Raw genomic sequence first — 17,861 nt, forward strand, 5'->3', positions numbered from 1 at the left:
GACAGATGGCCACGGTCGGCCGCCAGTGGAACTAGGTCCCCGCCACTCCCAACCAAGCCCAGCCAGATGCTCCGTTACGCCGTGCCCGCGGCAGCCTCAAGGTCCACGCGGGTGAGCATCGGCAGCAACCTAATTCCCTCGGCGGCCAGCGCCTCCGTCCCACCCTCCTCTCGGTCAATGACACACAGCGCATGGTCGATGTGTGCTCCCAACTGGCGGAGTTGGCGGGCCGAGATCACGATCTGGCCAGCGGAGGTCACCACGTCCTCGACCACCACGACCCGTCGCCCAGCGACCTCGGCCCCCTCAGCCAGCCGGCGAGTCCCGTACGGTTTTGCGGTCTTGCGAACGAACGCACAGGGTAGGCCGACATGACGCCCGAGTGCCGTGACGACAGCAATCCCGCCCATCTCCAAGCCGGCCAGGACCTCGGTACCCTCCGGCACGAGTCCTGCCATACCGGCAGCCACCTCATCCAGCAGGGCCGGATCAGCCTCGAACTGATACTTGTCGAAGTACTCATTGGCCGTGCGCCCCGAGCGCAGCACGAATTCACCGGTCAGACGGCTAACGGCGTAGATCCTCGACGCCAGACTCTCGATGGTCACGCTGACCGACCTTACGTGCCGCGCCTCGGCACAGCGGGCTTCCCGGCTCCTTTGGACGTCAAGCGCGGGAGCCTCAGTTTGGAAGAGCGCGCTCAACCGGCCGTGATGCCCGAAAGGCCTGGGGCGAGCAGGCGTCGCGGCTGCCCCTCGTGCCCCCTCGTGACCGCTGCGCACCCGGGCTGCGGACGCTGCTGAAAGCGACCCGGGATCACCGGCTGCACGCGCTGTTCGTGGTGTTCGCGGTTCTCGGTCTTCGCCGGAGTGAAGCGCTGGGGCTGCGGTGGGATGACGTCGACCTGGAGGCGGGCGTCCTGCGGGTTCGGCGCAGTCTGCATCGGGTGGAGGGACAGTTAGCGACGTTCCCGACGAAGATGCAGCGTTCGGCACGGGCGGTGCCGCTGCCGGCGCTGGTCGTCCGGACGCTCACGGATCACCAGCGGGGCCAGGAGGCGGAACGGCTGGCACTCGGCGCGAAGTGGCCGAGTCTTGGCTACGTCTTCACCACGCCGATCGGGACCCCGCTGGATCCGCGCAACTGCACCCGCCTGATCCAGGCTGAGTGCGCCACCGCCGGACTGCCGACGATTCGGCTGCATGATCTCCGGCACGGCTGCGTCTCGGTGCTGCTGGCCCTGGGCGTGCCGCCCCGGACGGTAATGGACATCGTGGGGCACACCACGTTGGAGATGACCATGACGGCCTAGGCATGTGAGCCTGGGCGACAAGCGGGCGGCGCTCGATCAGCTCAGCGGCCTGCTCGATGATGAGGCCAAGGAATGACGTTGCTGTCACCGGTTTGCTGTCAGGGCCGGTCGCAAGCGACCGGCCCTGTGCGTTCTTGCTGTTCAACTGTGCGCGCCCGAAGGGACTCGAACCCCTAACCTTCTGATCCGTAGTCAGATGCTCTATCCGTTGAGCTACGGGCGCTCGTTGCTCGGCCAGTCTACACACCCGGCTTTCGCGCGGAGACTCCGGGATTCGAACCCGGGAGGGGCTTTAAGACCCCAACCGCATTAGCAGTGCGGCGCCATAGACCAGACTAGGCGAAGTCTCCCCGGTGGCCCGGAGACCACCGCGCCCGAGGATACAGGTCCGCACCCGCCCGGGGCAAAGCGACTACCGATACGACCTGCACCTCTCGCGTTTCCCCCGTGTGCCAGGTCACCTCCGGGACTACGCTCCATCGATATGCAGGAGCAGCCGCCGAGCGATCCGCCCCGTCGTGAGCCCGCCGCCAGCGCCAGGCGGAGCCGCTCCACCAAGCCGACCTTCACCCCGCCGCCGGCACCGGCACCGCCCGCCGACCCGGTCGGTACCGACGGCGACCCCGCGCCCCGTCCGCGTCGGGCGAAGGCCGCTCCGGCCGTGTTGTTCCAGCCGCCCGAACCCACCCTGACCGGGCCGCCGGCCGGCGACCCCGATCGGACCTCCGCCGCCCCCGCCCCGACCGCCACGCCGCGTCCCCGTCCCTCGGCCGAGGCGGCCGCCGACGAGGCCCCCGCCACCGGCGGTGTCGTCCCGGTCGATGAGGGGAAGGCCAGCGGCCCGCGCCGGGCTACGGAACCGGACACCGATGGGCCTGGCAGGAACATGCCGGGCACGGACAGGCCCGGCGCGGACGGGTCGGACGCTGGCGGGCCGGGCACGGACGCGGAGCCCACAAGGCCGACGAAGCGCGGCGGGGTGAAGAAGGCGGCCCCGCCCGTGAAGAAGGCCACGCCGGGCGCACGGAAGCGCGCCGGTCGACCGGCGGCAGAACCGATCGAGATGGCGGGTGACGTCGGACACACCGCCCCCGTCGCAGCGCCATCGACGGCCACCGGGAGCGGCAAGGATCCGGCCGGCGTCCCACCGGTCACGGCCGACGTCGTCCCGAGCGCGTCGGTGAGCGGGGTGGACGGCGCCGAGCCGACCGGGCCGGTGAGCGCGGCAAGCGGCACCGCCGCCGCTCCGGAGACGACCCCGCCCGCGACCACCCGGGCCCGCAAGGCGGCCGCCAGCCGGACCACCGCGACGAAGAAGGCCGCCCCGGCCCGGAAGGCGACCCGGGCGAAGAAGGCGGCGCCGTCGGTACGCGACACCGACACCCCGACGGAGACCGGTGCCCGGCCCATCCCGCCCCAGACGGGGGCCGTACCGGAAACCGGGACGGACCAGGGCACCACCATGGTCCCGCCGCAGCAGGATCCGGCGACCGCCCCGGACCAGGGCAGCGCCACGGGCACGCCGCAACCGGCGTCCGTTACCGCTGCGGACCCGGGGACCGCCATCGTCGAGTCGCCGTCCGAGCAGGGTGCCGCCGCAGATCGGCGAACCGTCGCCGTCGCGGTGCCGGTGCCGGAGCCGGCCGCCACGGCTCTGGAGCCGTCGAACGGCCCGAGCCGGGAGATGGAGTCGGGGCGTACCGGCGGGGCGGCCTGGCGGACGGTGGCCGCGCGGGTCCTCGACCACCCGGGTTTCGCACCGGAGCTGCTGGCCCTCGCGGCGGTCGAGGAGCTGGGACCGCGGGCCCGCGACTGGGCCGAGCGGACCCGCGGGACCTACCCGGACGCGGACGCCGACGGGCTGGCCCGGCTGGCGACCCGGCGGTTCGTCCGACTGGCCGGTACGGGCGGGGCGCTCGCCGCGGGCGCCGGCCTGCTCGCGCCGGTGACCGAGCTGGCGGCGGTGCTCTGGACCCAGGCGAACCTGGTGCTGCACCTGGCGGCGGTCTACGGCCGGGACCCGGGTGCCCCGGACCGGGTGGCCGAGTTGCTGGTGCTGACCCAGGTGCACCCGGACGTCGGCACGGCGCGTGCGGCGCTGGACGCGGTGCGGTCGGCGGGCGTACCGGTGGACGGGCCGTGGTCGCGTGCGGCCGAGGCGGCGTGGCGGTTGGCGACGCCGCTGGCCGCCCAGGCGGGCGGCTGGCTGGGGCTGCGGCTGGCCTCGCGGCTGCTGCCGGGCGCGGCGATGCTCACGGCTGCGGCGGGCGACGCGGCCGCCGCCGAGCGACTCGCCGCCCGCGCGACCGCCCTCTACCGGCCGGGCCGCGGCAGCCCGGGCGCCGGCTGCAGGGCGGTCGGGCCGGACGGCGTGGCGGTCAGAGCCAGCTGAACCAGGCCTTCGGGAGCAGCGCGTACCCGACGAAGGCGACCACGTCGAGCAGGGTGTGCGCGACGATCAGCGGGGCGACCCGGCGGGTGCGCAGGTAGAAGAGGCTGAAGATCACGCCCATCACGGCGTTCCCGAGGAACGCGCCGAAGCCCTGGTAGAGGTGGTAGGAGCCGCGCAGCACGGCGCTCGCCGCGAGCACCGCGCCGAGCCGCCAGTTGAGCTGCCGCAGCCGGGTGATCAGGTAGCCGACCACGATCACCTCCTCCAGCACGGCGTTCTGCACGGCGGCCAGGATCAGCACCGGCACCGCCCACCAGAGGTGCGGCAGCGCCGCCGGGACCAGGGTGGCGTTGACGCCGAGCTGCGCCGCCGCCCAGAACAGGGCCAGCCCGGGCAGGCCGATCAGCGCGGCCAGGCCCGCACCCCGGGCCAGGTCCGACCCGGGCCGGGTCAGGTCCACGCCGAGCGTCCGCGCCGGGTCGCCGGGGTCCCGCGCCAGCAGGTGTACGGCGAGCAGCACGGGCAGCAGCGCGAAGCCGATCCCGAGGAGCTGGTACGTCAGGTCGAGGTACGGCCGGGCCGACACCGAGGTGTTCAGCGAGGCGGTCTGCTTGGAGAGCGGACCCGCCGCGGTGAGCTTGGCGATCAGCGAGACCAGCGCGTACACGGCCGACTGACCGAGGGAGAGGCCGAGCACCAGGAGCGTCTCGGTGCCCAGGGTCCAGCGGGACACCGGGCGGGTGAGCTCGTCAACCGTCACCGGACCACTGTGCCGCACGCCCGGACCGGTCGACACCACCTCGGCACCCGAATGAGCCGGTCGCACATTCTGTGCGACCGGTCGGCACGCTCCGTGGAGATTCTGTGAGGGCCGATCCGCCCGCCAGGAGAAGGAGCGTGCCCCGGTGGAGAACTTCGCCCGGCTGTTGAAGGAGAGCTGGACCCTGGTCGAGGAGGAGCGCGAGCGGCTGAGCAGCCACTTCTACGCCCGGCTGTTCCTCCTCGACCCCGAGCTGCGCAAGCTCTTCCCGGTGCACATGAACGGGCAGGGCGACCGGATCCTGGAGGCGATCGTCACCGCCACCCAGACGGTCGACGACCCGGTGAGCTTCGACGAGTACCTGCGGGCGCTGGGCCGGGGCCACCGGAAGTACCACGTCGAGGCGGGCCACTACGAGACCATGGGCGTCGCCCTGCTGGACGCGCTGCGCAGCACCGCCGGCGACGGCTGGAACCTGGAGTACGACCAGGCGTGGCGGGAGGCGTACGCGAGCATCTGCGAGCGGATGCTCGCCGGCGCGGCGGCGGACGGGAACCCGCCGTTCTGGCACGCCGAGGTGCTCACCCACGAGCGCCACGGCCGGGAGACCGCGGTGCTGACCGTCCGCGCCCTCCAGCACCCGCTGCACTGGCAGGCCGGCCAGTACGTCAGCGTCGAAGTGCCCCGCCACCACCCGCGGGTGTGGCGGACGTACTCGGTGGCGAACGCCCCGAACGACGACAACGTGCTGGAGTTCCACGTGCGTACGCCGACCGGGGCGGCGGGCTGGGTGTCCGGGGCGCTGGTCCGCCGGACGAGGCCGGGTGACCTGCTGCGGGTGGCCGCCCCGATGGGGTCGATGACGCTGGACCGGTCGTCCGCCCGGGACATCCTCTGCGTGGCCGGCGGGGTCGGGCTGGCGCCGATCAAGGCGCTGGTGGAGGAGCTGGCCCGGGTCAACCGGACCCGCTGGGTGCACGTCTTCTACGGCGCCCGCCACCCCGACGAGCTGTACGGCCTGCCGGGCCTGGCGGAGCTGGTGGCCGCGCACCCGTGGCTGTCGGTGACCCCGGCGTGCAGCGAGGACCCGGAGTTCGACGGCGAGCTGGGGGACATCTCCGACGTGGTAACCCGGTTCGGCCCGTGGACGACCCACGACTGCTACGTCTCCGGCTCGGCCCCGATGGTCCGGGCCACCCTGCGGGCGCTCGCCGCCGACGATGTCCCGCCGGACAACATCCGGTACGACACCTTCGGCGCCCGGTAGCCGTTCCTCCCCCCGAGCCTGGCCGCGTGCCGGAATCTCCCGGTGCCCCTCAGTAGCGCCAGGGGTGGCCGGTGTCGCGATACTCCTCGACGGGGACCAACGGGACGCCGGGGGCCATCCGGTCGACGTAGAGGCGCCCCTCCAGGTGGTCGAGCTCGTGGGCGACCAGCCGGGCCGTCGCGTACTCGAAGGACGTGATGACCCGGCTGCCGTCCCACTGGGCGTGCTCCACGTCGATCCGGAGCGGCCGGGGCACCAGGCCGCGGTGGTCGAAGAAGGAGAGGCAGCCCTCGTACTGCTCGTCGGTCTCGGCGGCGACGTCGACCACCCGGGGGTTGAGCAGGACGACCGGCTCGGCGGCCCGGCCGGCGGGGCGGACCAGGGCGGCGGCCCAGCGCTGCCCGAGCTGCGGCGCGGCGATGCCGACCCCCTTGCTGAACGGGTGCAGCTCGTCGAGGCGGACCAGGGTGCCGGCGAGCCGGTCGACGACCTCCCGGGCCACGCGTTGCTCCCGGGGCAGGTCGAACTGGCGGGCCGGCTGGCGGAGCAGGTCGTCGCCGCGCTGCACGATGCCGATGCCGCGCATCCGGTCGCTGGCCCGCACCCGGACGCCCGGTCCGGGGCCGTCCGGTTCGGTCTCCGGCGGCACGCTGCGGAACCGCCACTGCAGCCGGTAGCGGGCGTTCAGCGGTGGGTCGTCGGTGGACCAGTCGAGGATCACCCGGTCACCCTCGGCGCGTCGCTGGATCGGGGTACGTAGCGGCCCCTCCTCGGCGGAGAGCGACGTCTCCGCCCCCCACACCTTCGGGTCGAGGCCGGCGGGGAGGTCGAGCCGGACGGCGAGGTGCCGGGTCGGCAGGCGTACGGCGCGCTGGAACCAGGGGCCCCACTTGTCCCGGCCGACCCGGTACGCGTACTCGATGGCGACCCGGTCGCCGGGGTAGAGCGGGAACCGCCCCTCGGCGTTCTCGAAGAGGAGCCAGATCTCCTTGAACGCGTCCCGGTCGTGCTTGGCCCGCCAGTGCATCGGCTCGCGGGTGGTCCCGTCGTCCCGGTACGCGGCGAGTTGCAGCTGGGCGAAGGTGAGCGGGTGTTCGCGGTGGTGCCGGTTGGAGCGGCCCGGGTCGTCGGGGTAGCGGTCCACGGCCACCCGGACCAGGTAGCGGGTGACCGGTTCGGTGCCGGCGTTGTACAGCTCGCGCCGGATCGCGCAGTGGTAGCCCTCGTCGGTATAGGTGAGGGTGGCGGACTCCCGCTCGACCACCAGGCCGGTGCCGGGCGGCAGCCACTGCCCGGGGAGGGGAGGCTCCCGGTGGTTGCCTCCGGAGCGGCCGTGCCGCAGTTCGTCGTACTCGCGGAAGCGCTGCCAGATCGCACCGCTGGCCTCCAGGACGGCTTCGGCCCGGCGGGCGAAGTCCTCGGTGGGCCGGTGCCGGCGCCCCTCGACGTGGCTGACGTACGACGGGTCGAAGCCCATCAGAGTTGCCAACTGCTTCTTGGACAGCCCTCGGCCGGTGCGGTGCCGGGCGAGCTCGGCCGCGAACGAGTCGGCGGCACGCTCGATGGGTGAGGTCGACATCGGCTTCCTCGTACGCGGGAGCCTCATTTTCACGTTCGGTGGCCGAACGTGTACGGAAACTGCCTCCTATTGGACAGGTGTCTTGCCAATTCAACGGCGGCCGTCGATACTTGCGCGGTCCCACCGGCCCGCCTGGCGGCGTTTTCCGCCCGCCCGCCCGGGTAGTACCCGGCACGCGGCGACGGCCGCGGAGTGACCGGGACCTCTCCATCGACCCCTCGGTGCGACTTTCCCCCGGCCGGGAGCTGTGGTTAGGCTAGCCTTAGTTAGGGCCGACGACGGACGCCGACCGATGGGAACCACCAGACAGGGGACGGATCAAGGTGACTGCGGTGATGCCGAGGCGCGACGTCGTCGCCCCGCCGCTCGCCCCCGTGACCGCCACCCTGCGCGCCATGTTCGGCACCGACGACCTGCCCGGGCTCGCCCCCGGGCTGCTGGTCACCGCCGACGAGGCCCGTTGGTCCCCGGCGGCCCGGCTGATCGACGGCACCCTGCTGCCCGAGTTCCTCCGCGCGGCCACCCGGCGCTTCGGCGGCACCCCACACGCCTGCGCCGCGCTGGCCTGGAAGTCGTACAGCTACTGGACGGCGTTGCCGGTGGTGCTCGGCTGGGCCTCGGCCCGGCGGGTGCCGCTGCTCGACCCGGCCGACGTCCTGGTCCATTTCGAGGATCACCACCAGCTGCTGACCCTGGGCCTGCGCAGCTCGACCACGGTCGCGGTGCTGCCCGGCGACCCGCTGGCGCTGGCCGGCCACCCCGACGTACGGGTGGTCGCCGACGAGGCGGCGCTGCTGCGGGCGCTGCGTGCCACCCTGCTCGACGCCCACTTCGCGCCGCTGATCGCGGCCATCCAGACCGAGGTCCGGCTCGGCACGCGTACGCTCCTCGGCTCGGTCGCCTCGGGCATCGCGCACGGCATCCTGCGCGCCTCGGACGCCCTGCCCGGCTCCGCCACCGCGACGATCGGGACGCTGCTCGACACGCTCGATCTGAGCGACCTGGTGGAGCTGGTGCCCGGCGCCGCCGGCGAGCCGACCGTGCAGCGGCGCACCTGCTGCCTGGCCTTCACCCTGCCGCGGCCGAAGATCTGCCAGGGCTGCTGCCTCCGCCCGTCCTGACCGGCGCCGCTCAGTCCACCAGCGGCCGGACGTCCCAGAGCCAGACGCCACCGGCGTACGTCGGCTCGATCCCGGTCAGCGCGGTCATCCCCCGCCGCAGCGCGTCGGCCTGCCGCAGCCGGGGGTCGAGGATCACCGCGCCGGCCCGCCAGTAGCGCAGGTCGTCCACCGCGGCCACCTGGTCCGACGGGATGATCGGCGGCACCCCGTCGGTGGTACGGATGGTGGTGAAGAAGGTGCTGGTGGGGCGCGGCGGCCCACTGAAGAGCGCCACCCGCCCCCTGCCCGGCCTGGTGTCCGGGTAGAGGAAGTAGCCGCGGGCCAGCGGCAGGTCCAGGCGGGTCTCGGCGGACCAGCGCAGCGGATCGGGATACGTGGTGTCGGGCAGCGGCAGCGTCACGATGCTGTGCCCGCCGGCCACGTATGGCCGGAAGGCCCCGGAGGTGACGAAGGCGGGGGTCGGGTCGAGGCGTACCGCGGGCAGCGGGGTGGGCAGGATCGGCAGCAGCGCCATGGTCAGCACGGTGGCGGTGGCGAAGCGGAGCTGCGGACGGGCGGCCGGGTGCCGCCGGGACACTTGCCGGACCTGCTCCACGCCGAGGGCAAGCAGGATCCCGATGATCGGGGTGAGCGCCAGCGACCAGCGGGTGGGCACCACCGAGTGCAGGATCGGCAGCTTCTCCAGCGCCGCCCACGGGGCGGGGATGCCGGTGTCGTGCCCGTCGTAGCGGATCTCCCGGCCGAGTGAGAAGACGGCGAAGAGCAGCCCGGCACCGGCCAGGGCGAGCACCACGACATTGCGCCGCAGCCACCAGACCAGCGCCACCACCAGGACGACGAGCGGCCAGCCGAAGAAGGCGTTCTCCTCGGTGGCGTTCTTGGCCAGCCACACGCTGCCCCGGGCGTCCCCGGCCAGCGACTCGCGGGACCAGGCGACGAACGAGGCGAGGTCGGTGCGGTAGCCCCGGATCAGCCGGGACAGCCCCTGGTACGCGCCGGGCCCGAAGAACTGCACGTACAGCGGGTAGGCCAACAGCGCCCCGGCGACGACGGCGGCGACCGCGAGCCCGGCGCAGAACGGCCGGATCGCCCGGCGCAGCTCGGGCCGGCCGACGCTGAGCGCGACCACCATCACGCCCAGCCCGATCGCCGTCATCAGCAGGATCTCCAGGTTGAGAAAGGCCTGCCAGACGATCACCAGGCCGAGCAGCACCCCGTTGCGCAGCCAGCGGCCCGGTTCGGCCAGGCGCACGGTACGCCAGACGATCAACGGGACCACGAACTGGCTGACGATGTTGGGGTGGGCGTTGGCGTGCGACACCATCGCCGGCGCGAAGGCGCAGAAGCCGGCGCCGAGCCAGGCCGGCCCCCGGGTGCCGATCAGCACCCGGGAAAGGACGAAGTACCAGGCGATGCCGGTGGCGGCCATTCCGAGGGTGAGAAAGAGCAGAAACGCCCAGCGCGGCCCGAACAAGACGGTGACCGGTGCCATTGGCAGAGAAATGGATAATACGGACGTATTTGCCATGAGATTGACGCCGTCCGGCACATTCATCCGGTCGGTCGTGAACGGATCCGCGAATTGCGTCACCACCCGCGCACCGTGTGCCATCATCCACTCGAACTGCGCCTGGTCGGAACGGTTGTCCCGCACCCCGGCGGCCGGGTTCGCCCAGAACCGCGCGGTGACCCAGAAGGCGAGCAGCACGAAGCTGAGCACGGCGGCGAGGTCGATCCACCGCCCCCATGTCGGCTGCTCGCCCCCGTCGGACGCACCCTCGGCGGGACCGCCGCGGACGGCGTCCGATTGAGGAGTAGTCATGACAATTCAGAGCGTAGTCAGGGTATGGCTGGGCCGTGACAGTTTCTGGGTACTGGCGTACTATGTGCCGGGTTCGCCAACCGCCGATCACGTGCCCTCCCCCGACCGCAATTCGGCCACCCCCGGTGCCCCGATTTCCCCCCCCAGCCATCCAGATGGTTGACTCTGTCGGTCCAGGCGCGGGTCAGTCATATCGTGAGGAATCGACGCATGGCAGAAATCACTGGGGATCAGCGCGTCCAGTCGGAGGTGCTCGAAGGGCTGGCGACGGCGGTCAACCACCGCAGGTGGTTCGTCGAGCTGGCCGTGCCCTACCTCGGTGACAACCCCATCGAGATCGGCAGCGGGCTGGGCGACTACGCCCTGGAGTGGTCCGAGCACCTGCCCCGGATCACCGCCACCGAGGCCGACCCGGACCGGCTGATCCGGCTCAAGGAGCGGCTGGCCGACCACCCCGCCATCGAGGTCCGGCAGATGCTGCTGCCGCACTCCGAGCGCGGGGACTACAGCGCGGCCGTGTCGTACAACGTGCTGGAGCACATCGAGGACCACGTGGGCGCGCTGCGCAGCATGCGCGAACTGGTCCGGCCGGGCGGCGCGGTGGTCATCATCGTGCCGGCGTTCCAGTTCGCGATGAGCCCGGCGGACATCGCCACCGGCCACGTCCGGCGCTACACGAAGAAGACGCTCGCTGCGGCGATGACCGAGGCCGGCCTCACCGTGGAGAAGATCCACTACGCGAACGCGCTCGGCCTGATCGGCTACTTCATGGCCACCAAGGTCTTCCGGCTGATGCCGAAGGAGGGCCCGATGGTGAAGATCTACGACAGCCTGGTCCTGCCCGCCACCAAGGCGGCCGAGCAGGCCGTACGCCCGCCGTTCGGTCAGTCCGTCTTCGCGGTCGCCCGCGTCCCGGACTGACCGGAACAGGGCCTCCGCGTCGGCGGAGGCCCCACCTCGTCACTCCTTGATCTGGTACGTCGGGCGGATCACCGCCCGGGCCAGGGTGTGGAACGCCAGGTTGAAGCCGACGAAGGCCGGGCTGGCGTCCTTGCCCACGTCGAGGCGCTCCACGTCCACCGCGTGTACGGCGAAGACGTACCGGTGCGGGCGGTCACCGGGCGGCGGGGCGGTGCCGCCGTAGCCGGTGTCGCCGTAGTCGTTGCGGATGCTGAACGCGCCGCCCAGGTCGCTCTCCTTCACGCCGCTCGGCAGCTCGGTCACCGAGGTGGGCACGTCCACCAGCACCCAGTGCCAGAAGCCGCTGCCGGTCGGGGCGTCCGGGTCGAAGCAGGTGACCACGAAGCTCTTGGTCCCGTCCGGGAAGCCCGACCAGGACAGCTGCGGGGAGACGTTCTCGCCGCCGGCGCTGCCGTGCGCGTACCGCGCGTCCATCGGTTCGCCGTTGTGCACGTCGTCGCTGGTCAGGTTGAACGACGGCACCGTGGGCAGCAGCTCGTAGGGGTCCGGGGCGATCGGTCGTTCCAGGGTCATCGAAACGGTCCTTCCGGGTGCGCGCGAATGTCCTGCGCCCCTTCATACCCCCTCCACGCCCCGGAACGAACCGAAAGCGCGTCGTGTCCGGCACGCGCAGCCGCAGTCGCAGCCCGCAGGTAGGCGTTGAGCTCCCCGAGAAACAGGCCTTGTGGGGTGACGCCACGGCGAATATCTTGCCGATGTATCGGAGTGATATATCGGGTGGCACTTGCGGCGCCCGGCTGACACGGGAGGTCCGATGAGGTCGATCGACTACGACACGGAGCAGCACCAGGACTACGCGCGCGGCCGCGCGCTCTCCGAGCAGCAACTGCAGGTATGGATCAACGCCTTCGAAGCGGTGCTGCCCGAGCGGCGTCCGCTGACGGGGCTGGACATCGGCTCAGGGACCGGCAGGTTCACCCCCGCGCTGGCCGGAGCATTCGGGCCGGTCACCGGCGTCGAGCCGTCGGTCCGCATGCGCGAGGTCGCGCAGACGCAGGCCCAGCATCCCGGTGTGCGGTATCTGGCCGGCGCCGCCGAGGACCTGCCGGTGCCGTCCGGCAGCGCCGACTACGCTCTCATGTTCCTGTCCTGGCACCACGTCCAGGACAAGCCCCGGGCAGTCCTGGAGTTGGCCCGGGTGCTCAGGCCCGGCGGGCGGCTGCTCCTGCGCGCGAATTTCAGCGACCACCATCCCCGGCCGTGGTGGCTGGGGCACTTCCCCCGCGGTTACGAGGTGGACGCCTCGCTGTTTCAGCCGCTGCACGAGGCCATCGCGATGTTCACGTCGGTCGGCTGGCGCGTCACCAGCTTCGGCACGGTCACCGAGCCGTCCGCGGGCACCTGCGGCGACATGCTCGAACGGCTGCGCCTGCGCACCCTCTCGTTCTTCGCGCAGCTCGGTCCCGACGAACTGGAGGCCGGCTTCCGCCGACTGGAGCAGGCTGTTGCCGCAGACCCCGACGCACCAGCGCCGGTGTTCGCTGAGCCGCTGCTCACGCTCGAACGGCGCTGATGCCGGGCGGAGGGTGTGGGATTCGAACCCACGAAGACATCGCTGCCTTACCGGTTTTCAAGACCAGCGCCATCGGCCACTAGGCGAACCCTCCCGGCGCGTCCCCGAGGGGTACGCGACCGTGCATAGTCTGCCACGGACCGTTCCCGGCCGAACCGGGCGTCCCCACCCTGACTGGCAGGATGGGCGCGTGTGGGATACGCCCGGTGTGGTGCTGATCAGCGGAATCATGGCGGCCGGGAAGTCCACAGTGGCCGAGTTGCTGGCCCGGCGACTGCCCCGGTCGGTGCACCTGCGCGGTGACGTGTTCCGCCGGATGATCGTCGGCGGGCGGGCGGCGATGACCGCCGACCTCTCCGACGAGGCATGGCGTCAGCTCCGGCTCCGCTACGACCTGCCGCCGCCGCGGGCTGTGGCTGGACAGCTCGGTGCAGACCCCGGCGGAGACGGTGGACGAGATCCTGGCTCGGGCGTGGGCGGAGGGACGGATCGGGTAAGACTGGGCCATGCGCGCGATGACGATCCCGAAGCCCGGCGGACCCGACGCCCTCGTCTGGTCGGAGGTGCCCGACCCGCAGCCCGGCCCCGACGAGGTGGTCGTGGACGTGCGGGCCAGTGCGGTGAACCGGGCCGACCTGCTGCAACGGCAGGGGCAGTACCCGCCGCCCCCGGGCGCGCCCGCGTACCCGGGGCTGGAGTGCTCCGGGGTGGTGAGCGAGATCGGCTCCCAGGTCACCGGGTGGGCGGTCGGTCAGGAGGTCTGCGCGCTGCTGGCCGGCGGCGGGTACGCCGAGCGGGTGGCCGTGCCGGCCGGGCAGTTGCTGCCGGTGCCGGCGGGGGTCGACCTGGTGGACGCCGCGGCGCTGCCGGAGGTGGCGTGCACGGTCTGGTCGAACGTGGTCCAGCTCGCCCGGCTGGCCAAGGGCGAGACGCTGCTGGTGCACGGCGGCGGCAGCGGGATCGGCACGTTCGCCATCCAGCTCGGGGTGGCGCTCGGGGCGACCGTGGTGGTGACCGCGCGGGCGGAGAAGCACGCGCGGCTGCGCGAGTTGGGTGCCGCGCACACCGTCGACTACCGGGAGCAGGACTTCGTCGAGGAGGTCCGACGGGTCACCGACGGCCGGGGCGCGGACGTGATCCTCGACATCATGGGCGCCGCGTACCTGTCGCGGAACGTGGCGGCGCTGGCCACCGGCGGGCGGCTGGTGGTGATCGGCATGCAGGGCGGCCGCAAGGGCGAGCTGGACCTGGGCATGCTGCTGGCGAAGCGGGCCTCGGTGCACGCCACGGCGTTGCGGTCCCGCCCGCTCGACGAGAAGGCGGCGATCGTCCGGGGCGTTCGCGAGCAGGTGTGGCCGTTGATCGAGGCCGGGACGGTCCGGCCGGTCGTGCACGCGCGGGCGAGGATGGCCGACGCCGCCGACGCGCACCGCCTGGTGGAGACCAACGACCACGTGGGTAAGGTGCTGCTGGTCCGGTGACCGGTCAGGCCGCCTCGCCGTCCGGCTCCGCCGACCGGGGCAGCATCAGCCGGGCGCCCGGTCCCTCGGCGGCCAGCGAGTCACCCGGGTTGTAGAGGGTGCAGCGCTGCAACGACAGGCAGCCGCAGCCGATGCAGCCGTCCAGGTCGTCGCGGAGCTTGCCGAGCAGCCGGATCTTCTCGTCCAGCCGGTCCCGCCACGCCTGGGACAGCGCGGCCCAGTCGTCCGGGGTGGGCGTACGCGAGGACGGCAGGGAGTCCAGCGCCTCCCTGATCTCCTCCAGCGAGACGCCGACCTGCTGGGAGATCCGGACGAACGCCACCCGGCGCAGTTCGGTGCGGGCGTACCGGCGCTGGTTGCCGCCGGTGCGCTCGGCCCGGATCAACCCCAGCCGCTCGTAGTAGCGCAGCGCGGAGGGGGCCACCCCGCTGCGGGCGGAGAGCTGTCCGATGGTGAGTGCTTCGTGCATCACAGAGCCTTGAGTTGAAGTGCGCTTCAACTCCGAGGCTATCCGCATGACGACGACGACCGCCACCGACCCCGCCCTCCTGGCGGCCCTGCTGGACCGGGTACGCGCCGGCCGCGACTTCGGCCCGAACGTGTACTCGACCCTGGACGTGCTCCAGGTGCTCTACGACCGGGTGCTCCGGATCAGCCCGGAGACCGTCGACGACCCGGACCGGGACCGGTTGCTGCTCTCGAAGGGGCACGCCGTCGCCGGCTACTACGCGCTGCTCGCCGCCAAGGGCTTCGTACCGGTGGAATGGCTGGACGACCAGGGCGGCCCGGACAGCCGCCTCGGCGATCACCCGGACCGGTCGCTGGTGCCGGGGGTGGAGATCGGCTCCGGCTCGCTGGGGCACGGCCTCGGCCTGGGCGTGGGCACCGCGCTCGGCCTGCGCGCCCAGGGTCGCCCCGACCCCCGGGTGTACGTGCTGCTCGGCGACGCCGAACTGGACGAGGGCTCCAACCACGAGGCGATCGCGTACGCGGGCGCGACCGGCCTGGGCAACCTCACCGCGATCGTGCTGGACAACCGGTCGGCGAGCCACGGCTGGCCGGGCGGCGCGGCCAACCGGTTCACCGTCAACGGGTGGACCGCCGCGACCGTCGACGGCCGCGACCACGAGGCCCTGCACACCGCCCTCACCGGGCACGACCACCACCGGCCGCACGTCGTCGTCGCGGTCGTCACCGACAGCGGGGAGTGACCATGCGCGAGACCTTCGTGAGCACCGCCACCGAGTTCCTGGACGACCCGCGGACCGCCGTCGTGCTGGCCGACATCTCCGCGGCGGCGTTCGCCCCGGCCGCCGAACGTCATCCCGACCGGGTGCTCAACGTCGGCATCCGGGAGCAGCTCATGGTGGGTGTGGCCGGCGGGCTGGCGCTGACCGGGCTGCGCCCGATCGTGCACAGCTACGCGCCGTTCCTGGTCGAGCGGGCGTACGAGCAGCTCAAGCTGGACCTCGACCACCAGGGGGTCGGCGCGGTGCTGGTCAGCGTCGGCGCGTCGTACGACCGGGCGGCCGCGGGGCGGACCCACTTCGCGCCGGCCGACGTGGCGCTGATCGACACCCTGCGGGACTGGACGGTGCACGTGCCCGGGCACCGGGACGAGGTGCCCGGCGTGCTGCGCGATGTGATGTGCGGCCGGCAGGACTCGGCGTACGTGCGGCTCTCCACGCAGAGCAACGGGACCGCGTACCCGGACGCGGGTGACCTGCGGGTGGTCCGGGACGCCGGACCGGGGGCGCCGCTGCTGGTGGCGGTCGGGCCGCTGCTGGACGAGGCGCTCGCCGCGGTCGCCGACCGGCCGGTCACCGTGGCGTACACCCACCGGCCGCGCCCGTTCGACACCGCCGGGCTGCGGGCCCTCGCGGGCACCGAGGTGATCCTGGTGGAGCCGTACCTGGCGGGCACCTCGGCCCGGGTGGTCGGCGACGCGCTGGCCGACCGGCCGCACCGGCTGCTCGCTCTCGGCGTGGGCCGGACGGACCTGCGCCGTTACGGCTCGCCGGCGGACCACGACCGCTGGCACGGCCTGGACGCCGCCGGGTTGCGCCGTTCGGTCGACGCGTTCCTGCATCCGGCCGGCTGAGCCGGGCGGGACCGGAAGGGCGGCGTCAGCCGGCGACGGGCCGGCGCCGGGCGCGCTCGCGGGCCAGGATCCAGACCGCCTCGACGCCGTCCTTCCAGGTGATTTTCTTGCCCTCCTCGCGGCCCCGAGCGCGGTAGCTGATCGGCACCTCGTACGGGCGGATCCGCTGGCGCAGCAGCTTGCCGGTGACCTCGGCCTCCATGCCGAAGCCGCGGGAGCGGATCTCCAGCGAGCGGTACAGCTCCAGCGGCATCAGCTTGAAGCAGGTCTCCAGGTCGCCGATGTAGGAGTTGTAGAGCACGTTCGCCACGGTGGTGACGCCCTTGTTGCCCATCACGTACCAGAAGCTGTAGGCGCTGTGGCTGCCGAAGGTCCGATTGCCGTAGACCACCTTCGCCCGCCCGTCGAGCACGGGCTCCAGCAGCTTCGGGATGTCCTGCGGGTCGTACTCGAGGTCGGCGTCGAGGATGACCATGTACTCACCCTCGGCGTTGTCGACGGCGGTCTTGATGGCCGCGCCCTTGCCCGCGTTGCGCTGGTGCGTGACGACCCGCAGCCGCTGGTCGTCGACCCGGTCGAGGACCTCCGCGGTGCCGTCCCGGCTGCCGTCGTCGACGACGACGAGCTCGATCTCGCACGGATAGTCCACCGCCAATGCCTGCTTCAAGGCATCCGCTATGCGTTCTTCCTCGTTGTAGACCGGCATGAGGATCGAGAGCTTCACGGGTTCTCCACGGTGGCGACGGTAAGTCGGCCCTAGCCTAACCTGGCTGGTCCCCGCCTCGGTGAGTGCAGCGCCCGGAGCTTTGTCAAGGTCCTGTCGGAGACAGACGTGGACGAGGGCGGCCGCCCTCCGGAACGGCCGCCCTCGCCCGGCTCACTGCTGCTTGAACGGGACCACGATCAGTCGGGCCACGCCGCCGTCGCCGTCCTTGGCCCCGGCCACGCCGACCGTCGTACCGACCTTGATGTCGCCGGACTGCACGGTGTGTCGCCGCTCGACCACTCGCAGCTTCTCGTCGAACGTCCAGGTCATGGTGAAGCCGTCGGAGCACTTCACGGTCATCGACTTGTCGTCGATGGCGGTCACCTGGCCGCGCTGCACGGCGACGGTCTTCGTGCCGCCGTCCTTGGTCTGCACCACGACCTCGCCGTGCAGAATGTTCTTCCGCAGCAGCACCCGGGCCCGGTGCCGCTTGCGCCACTCCTGCCCCTGCTGGCCCCGCTTGTCCTGCGGGCCGGCCTGCTCACCGGCGGAGGCCGAGGGGGCCGGAGCGGCGACCGGGTCCACGTCCAGGTCGGCGGCGTCGAAGCCCATCGCGGCGAGCGCCTGGCCGTCCGCCCCCATGGCGGCGGCCACCTCGACCGCTGTCTCCTTCGCCGTCTCCTGCGCGACCTGGGCGGGGCCGCAACCGGCGAGGCCGAGCGCGGCCGCCGCGAACAGCGCGGTGACGCCGGTGACGATTCCCTGTCGTGCCATCGGTTGTCCTCTCTCGTCCGTGATGACCACAGCCTGCCCCGCTCCGGCGAGC

At 72.4% G+C, this 17,861-nt stretch carries 17 protein-coding genes and 3 tRNA genes; 9 read left to right on the forward strand and 11 right to left on the reverse strand.

Translation table 11 applies throughout. The features are described from left to right. Positions 1 to 74 precede the first annotated feature (74 nt). On the reverse strand, positions 75 to 608 hold the full coding sequence (locus ACZ6S5_RS05090) for an orotate phosphoribosyltransferase (RefSeq protein ID WP_465997897.1): 534 nt from the start codon (positions 606 to 608) through the stop codon (positions 75 to 77). 149 nt (positions 609 to 757) lie between these two features. Here ACZ6S5_RS05090 and ACZ6S5_RS05095 point away from each other — a divergent pair, with 149 nt between their 5' ends. Beyond that, positions 758 to 1,312, forward strand: a complete 555-nt coding sequence (locus tag ACZ6S5_RS05095; protein ID WP_465997898.1) for a site-specific integrase — start codon at positions 758 to 760, stop codon at positions 1,310 to 1,312. A gap of 150 nt (positions 1,313 to 1,462) precedes the next feature. Here ACZ6S5_RS05095 and ACZ6S5_RS05100 read toward each other — a convergent pair. Beyond that, positions 1,463 to 1,535: transfer RNA gene (locus tag ACZ6S5_RS05100), tRNA-Arg, on the reverse strand. Positions 1,536 to 1,571: 36 nt separating this feature from the next. Beyond that, positions 1,572 to 1,662, reverse strand: a tRNA-Ser gene (locus tag ACZ6S5_RS05105). 713 nt (positions 1,663 to 2,375) lie between these two features. On the opposite strand from ACZ6S5_RS05105, the gene ACZ6S5_RS05110 reads away from it, so the two are divergent. Further along, positions 2,376 to 3,704: a hypothetical protein gene (locus ACZ6S5_RS05110; RefSeq protein ID WP_465997900.1), complete on the forward strand. Its 1,329-nt coding sequence runs from the start codon at positions 2,376 to 2,378 to the stop codon at positions 3,702 to 3,704. On the opposite strand, the gene ACZ6S5_RS05115 is transcribed toward ACZ6S5_RS05110, so the two are convergent. Then, a complete protein-coding gene (locus ACZ6S5_RS05115) occupies positions 3,691 to 4,464 on the reverse strand; it encodes a CPBP family intramembrane glutamic endopeptidase (protein WP_465997902.1) in 774 nt (257 codons plus the stop codon). The two genes, ACZ6S5_RS05110 and ACZ6S5_RS05115, sit on opposite strands and share 14 nt — an antisense overlap. A gap of 145 nt (positions 4,465 to 4,609) precedes the next feature. On the opposite strand from ACZ6S5_RS05115, the gene ACZ6S5_RS05120 reads away from it, so the two are divergent. After that, positions 4,610 to 5,731 (forward strand): globin domain-containing protein, encoded by a 1,122-nt coding sequence (locus ACZ6S5_RS05120; RefSeq protein ID WP_465997903.1) that lies wholly within the window; start codon positions 4,610 to 4,612, stop codon positions 5,729 to 5,731. A gap of 49 nt (positions 5,732 to 5,780) precedes the next feature. Here ACZ6S5_RS05120 and ACZ6S5_RS05125 read toward each other — a convergent pair whose 3' ends face one another. After that, positions 5,781 to 7,310 carry a peptide deformylase gene (locus ACZ6S5_RS05125; protein WP_465997905.1) on the reverse strand — a complete coding sequence of 510 codons (1,530 nt, stop codon included), beginning with the start codon at positions 7,308 to 7,310 and terminating at the stop codon, positions 5,781 to 5,783. Between the two features lie 335 nt (positions 7,311 to 7,645). On the opposite strand from ACZ6S5_RS05125, the gene ACZ6S5_RS05130 reads away from it, so the two are divergent. Further along, positions 7,646 to 8,431 (forward strand): IucA/IucC family C-terminal-domain containing protein, encoded by a 786-nt coding sequence (locus ACZ6S5_RS05130; RefSeq protein ID WP_465997907.1) that lies wholly within the window; start codon positions 7,646 to 7,648, stop codon positions 8,429 to 8,431. Between the two features lie 10 nt (positions 8,432 to 8,441). Here the strand turns inward: ACZ6S5_RS05130 and ACZ6S5_RS05135 are convergent, their stop codons facing one another. Then, positions 8,442 to 10,253, reverse strand: coding sequence for a hypothetical protein (locus tag ACZ6S5_RS05135; protein ID WP_465997909.1), 1,812 nt, complete (start codon positions 10,251 to 10,253; stop codon positions 8,442 to 8,444). Between the two features lie 210 nt (positions 10,254 to 10,463). Between ACZ6S5_RS05135 and ACZ6S5_RS05140 the strand changes: the two genes are divergently transcribed. Next, positions 10,464 to 11,174 (forward strand): class I SAM-dependent methyltransferase, encoded by a 711-nt coding sequence (locus tag ACZ6S5_RS05140; protein ID WP_465997911.1) that lies wholly within the window; start codon positions 10,464 to 10,466, stop codon positions 11,172 to 11,174. A gap of 39 nt (positions 11,175 to 11,213) precedes the next feature. Here ACZ6S5_RS05140 and ACZ6S5_RS05145 read toward each other — a convergent pair whose 3' ends face one another. Beyond that, positions 11,214 to 11,747: a YbhB/YbcL family Raf kinase inhibitor-like protein gene (locus tag ACZ6S5_RS05145; protein ID WP_465997913.1), complete on the reverse strand. Its 534-nt coding sequence runs from the start codon at positions 11,745 to 11,747 to the stop codon at positions 11,214 to 11,216. Positions 11,748 to 11,988: 241 nt separating this feature from the next. Between ACZ6S5_RS05145 and ACZ6S5_RS05150 the strand changes: the two genes are divergently transcribed. Beyond that, entirely contained in the window at positions 11,989 to 12,747 is a 759-nt protein-coding gene (locus tag ACZ6S5_RS05150; protein WP_465997915.1) for a class I SAM-dependent methyltransferase, read from the forward strand. Positions 12,748 to 12,754: 7 nt separating this feature from the next. Here ACZ6S5_RS05150 and ACZ6S5_RS05155 read toward each other — a convergent pair. After that, a tRNA-Ser gene (locus tag ACZ6S5_RS05155) sits at positions 12,755 to 12,841 on the reverse strand. Between the two features lie 412 nt (positions 12,842 to 13,253). Between ACZ6S5_RS05155 and ACZ6S5_RS05160 the strand changes: the two genes are divergently transcribed. Then, positions 13,254 to 14,228 (forward strand): NAD(P)H-quinone oxidoreductase, encoded by a 975-nt coding sequence (locus tag ACZ6S5_RS05160; RefSeq protein WP_465997916.1) that lies wholly within the window; start codon positions 13,254 to 13,256, stop codon positions 14,226 to 14,228. A gap of 4 nt (positions 14,229 to 14,232) precedes the next feature. Here the strand turns inward: ACZ6S5_RS05160 and soxR are convergent, their stop codons facing one another. Further along, complete coding sequence (gene soxR, locus ACZ6S5_RS05165) at positions 14,233 to 14,697, reverse strand: redox-sensitive transcriptional activator SoxR (RefSeq protein ID WP_465997918.1); 465 nt, start codon at positions 14,695 to 14,697, stop codon at positions 14,233 to 14,235. A 46-nt stretch (positions 14,698 to 14,743) separates the two neighbouring features. On the opposite strand from soxR, the gene ACZ6S5_RS05170 reads away from it, so the two are divergent. Together ACZ6S5_RS05170 and ACZ6S5_RS05175 are read left to right on the forward strand one after the other, a co-directional pair. After that, on the forward strand, positions 14,744 to 15,439 hold the full coding sequence (locus ACZ6S5_RS05170; protein ID WP_465997920.1) for a transketolase: 696 nt from the start codon (positions 14,744 to 14,746) through the stop codon (positions 15,437 to 15,439). Between the two features lie 2 nt (positions 15,440 to 15,441). Continuing rightward, positions 15,442 to 16,329, forward strand: a complete 888-nt coding sequence (locus tag ACZ6S5_RS05175) for a transketolase family protein (protein WP_465997922.1) — start codon at positions 15,442 to 15,444, stop codon at positions 16,327 to 16,329. A 25-nt stretch (positions 16,330 to 16,354) separates the two neighbouring features. On the opposite strand, the gene ACZ6S5_RS05180 is transcribed toward ACZ6S5_RS05175, so the two are convergent. Together ACZ6S5_RS05180 and ACZ6S5_RS05185 are read right to left on the reverse strand one after the other, a co-directional pair. Beyond that, a complete protein-coding gene (locus tag ACZ6S5_RS05180; protein WP_465997924.1) occupies positions 16,355 to 17,053 on the reverse strand; it encodes a glycosyltransferase family 2 protein in 699 nt (232 codons plus the stop codon). Positions 17,054 to 17,206: 153 nt separating this feature from the next. Continuing rightward, positions 17,207 to 17,809, reverse strand: coding sequence for a hypothetical protein (locus tag ACZ6S5_RS05185; protein WP_465997926.1), 603 nt, complete (start codon positions 17,807 to 17,809; stop codon positions 17,207 to 17,209). Positions 17,810 to 17,861 lie beyond the last annotated feature (52 nt).

It is taken from the genome of Micromonospora sp. NPDC051924 (assembly GCF_055586005.1).

Bases quoted from the DNA above. Each gene is read 5' to 3' on its own strand.
- ACZ6S5_RS05130 (WP_465997907.1), top strand. From the start codon at position 7,646: ATGCCGAGGCGCGACGTCGTCGCCCCGCCGCTCGCCCCCGTGACCGCC.
- ACZ6S5_RS05125 (WP_465997905.1), bottom strand. From the start codon at position 7,310: ATGTCGACCTCACCCATCGAGCGTGCCGCCGACTCGTTCGCGGCCGAG.
- ACZ6S5_RS05175 (WP_465997922.1), top strand. From the start codon at position 15,442: ATGCGCGAGACCTTCGTGAGCACCGCCACCGAGTTCCTGGACGACCCG.
- soxR (WP_465997918.1), bottom strand. From the start codon at position 14,697: ATGCACGAAGCACTCACCATCGGACAGCTCTCCGCCCGCAGCGGGGTG.
- ACZ6S5_RS05135 (WP_465997909.1), bottom strand. From the start codon at position 10,253: ATGACTACTCCTCAATCGGACGCCGTCCGCGGCGGTCCCGCCGAGGGT.
- ACZ6S5_RS05140 (WP_465997911.1), top strand. From the start codon at position 10,464: ATGGCAGAAATCACTGGGGATCAGCGCGTCCAGTCGGAGGTGCTCGAA.
- ACZ6S5_RS05110 (WP_465997900.1), top strand. From the start codon at position 2,376: ATGGCGGGTGACGTCGGACACACCGCCCCCGTCGCAGCGCCATCGACG.
- ACZ6S5_RS05150 (WP_465997915.1), top strand. From the start codon at position 11,989: ATGAGGTCGATCGACTACGACACGGAGCAGCACCAGGACTACGCGCGC.
- ACZ6S5_RS05160 (WP_465997916.1), top strand. From the start codon at position 13,254: ATGCGCGCGATGACGATCCCGAAGCCCGGCGGACCCGACGCCCTCGTC.
- ACZ6S5_RS05185 (WP_465997926.1), bottom strand. From the start codon at position 17,809: ATGGCACGACAGGGAATCGTCACCGGCGTCACCGCGCTGTTCGCGGCG.
- ACZ6S5_RS05170 (WP_465997920.1), top strand. From the start codon at position 14,744: ATGACGACGACGACCGCCACCGACCCCGCCCTCCTGGCGGCCCTGCTG.
- ACZ6S5_RS05145 (WP_465997913.1), bottom strand. From the start codon at position 11,747: ATGACCCTGGAACGACCGATCGCCCCGGACCCCTACGAGCTGCTGCCC.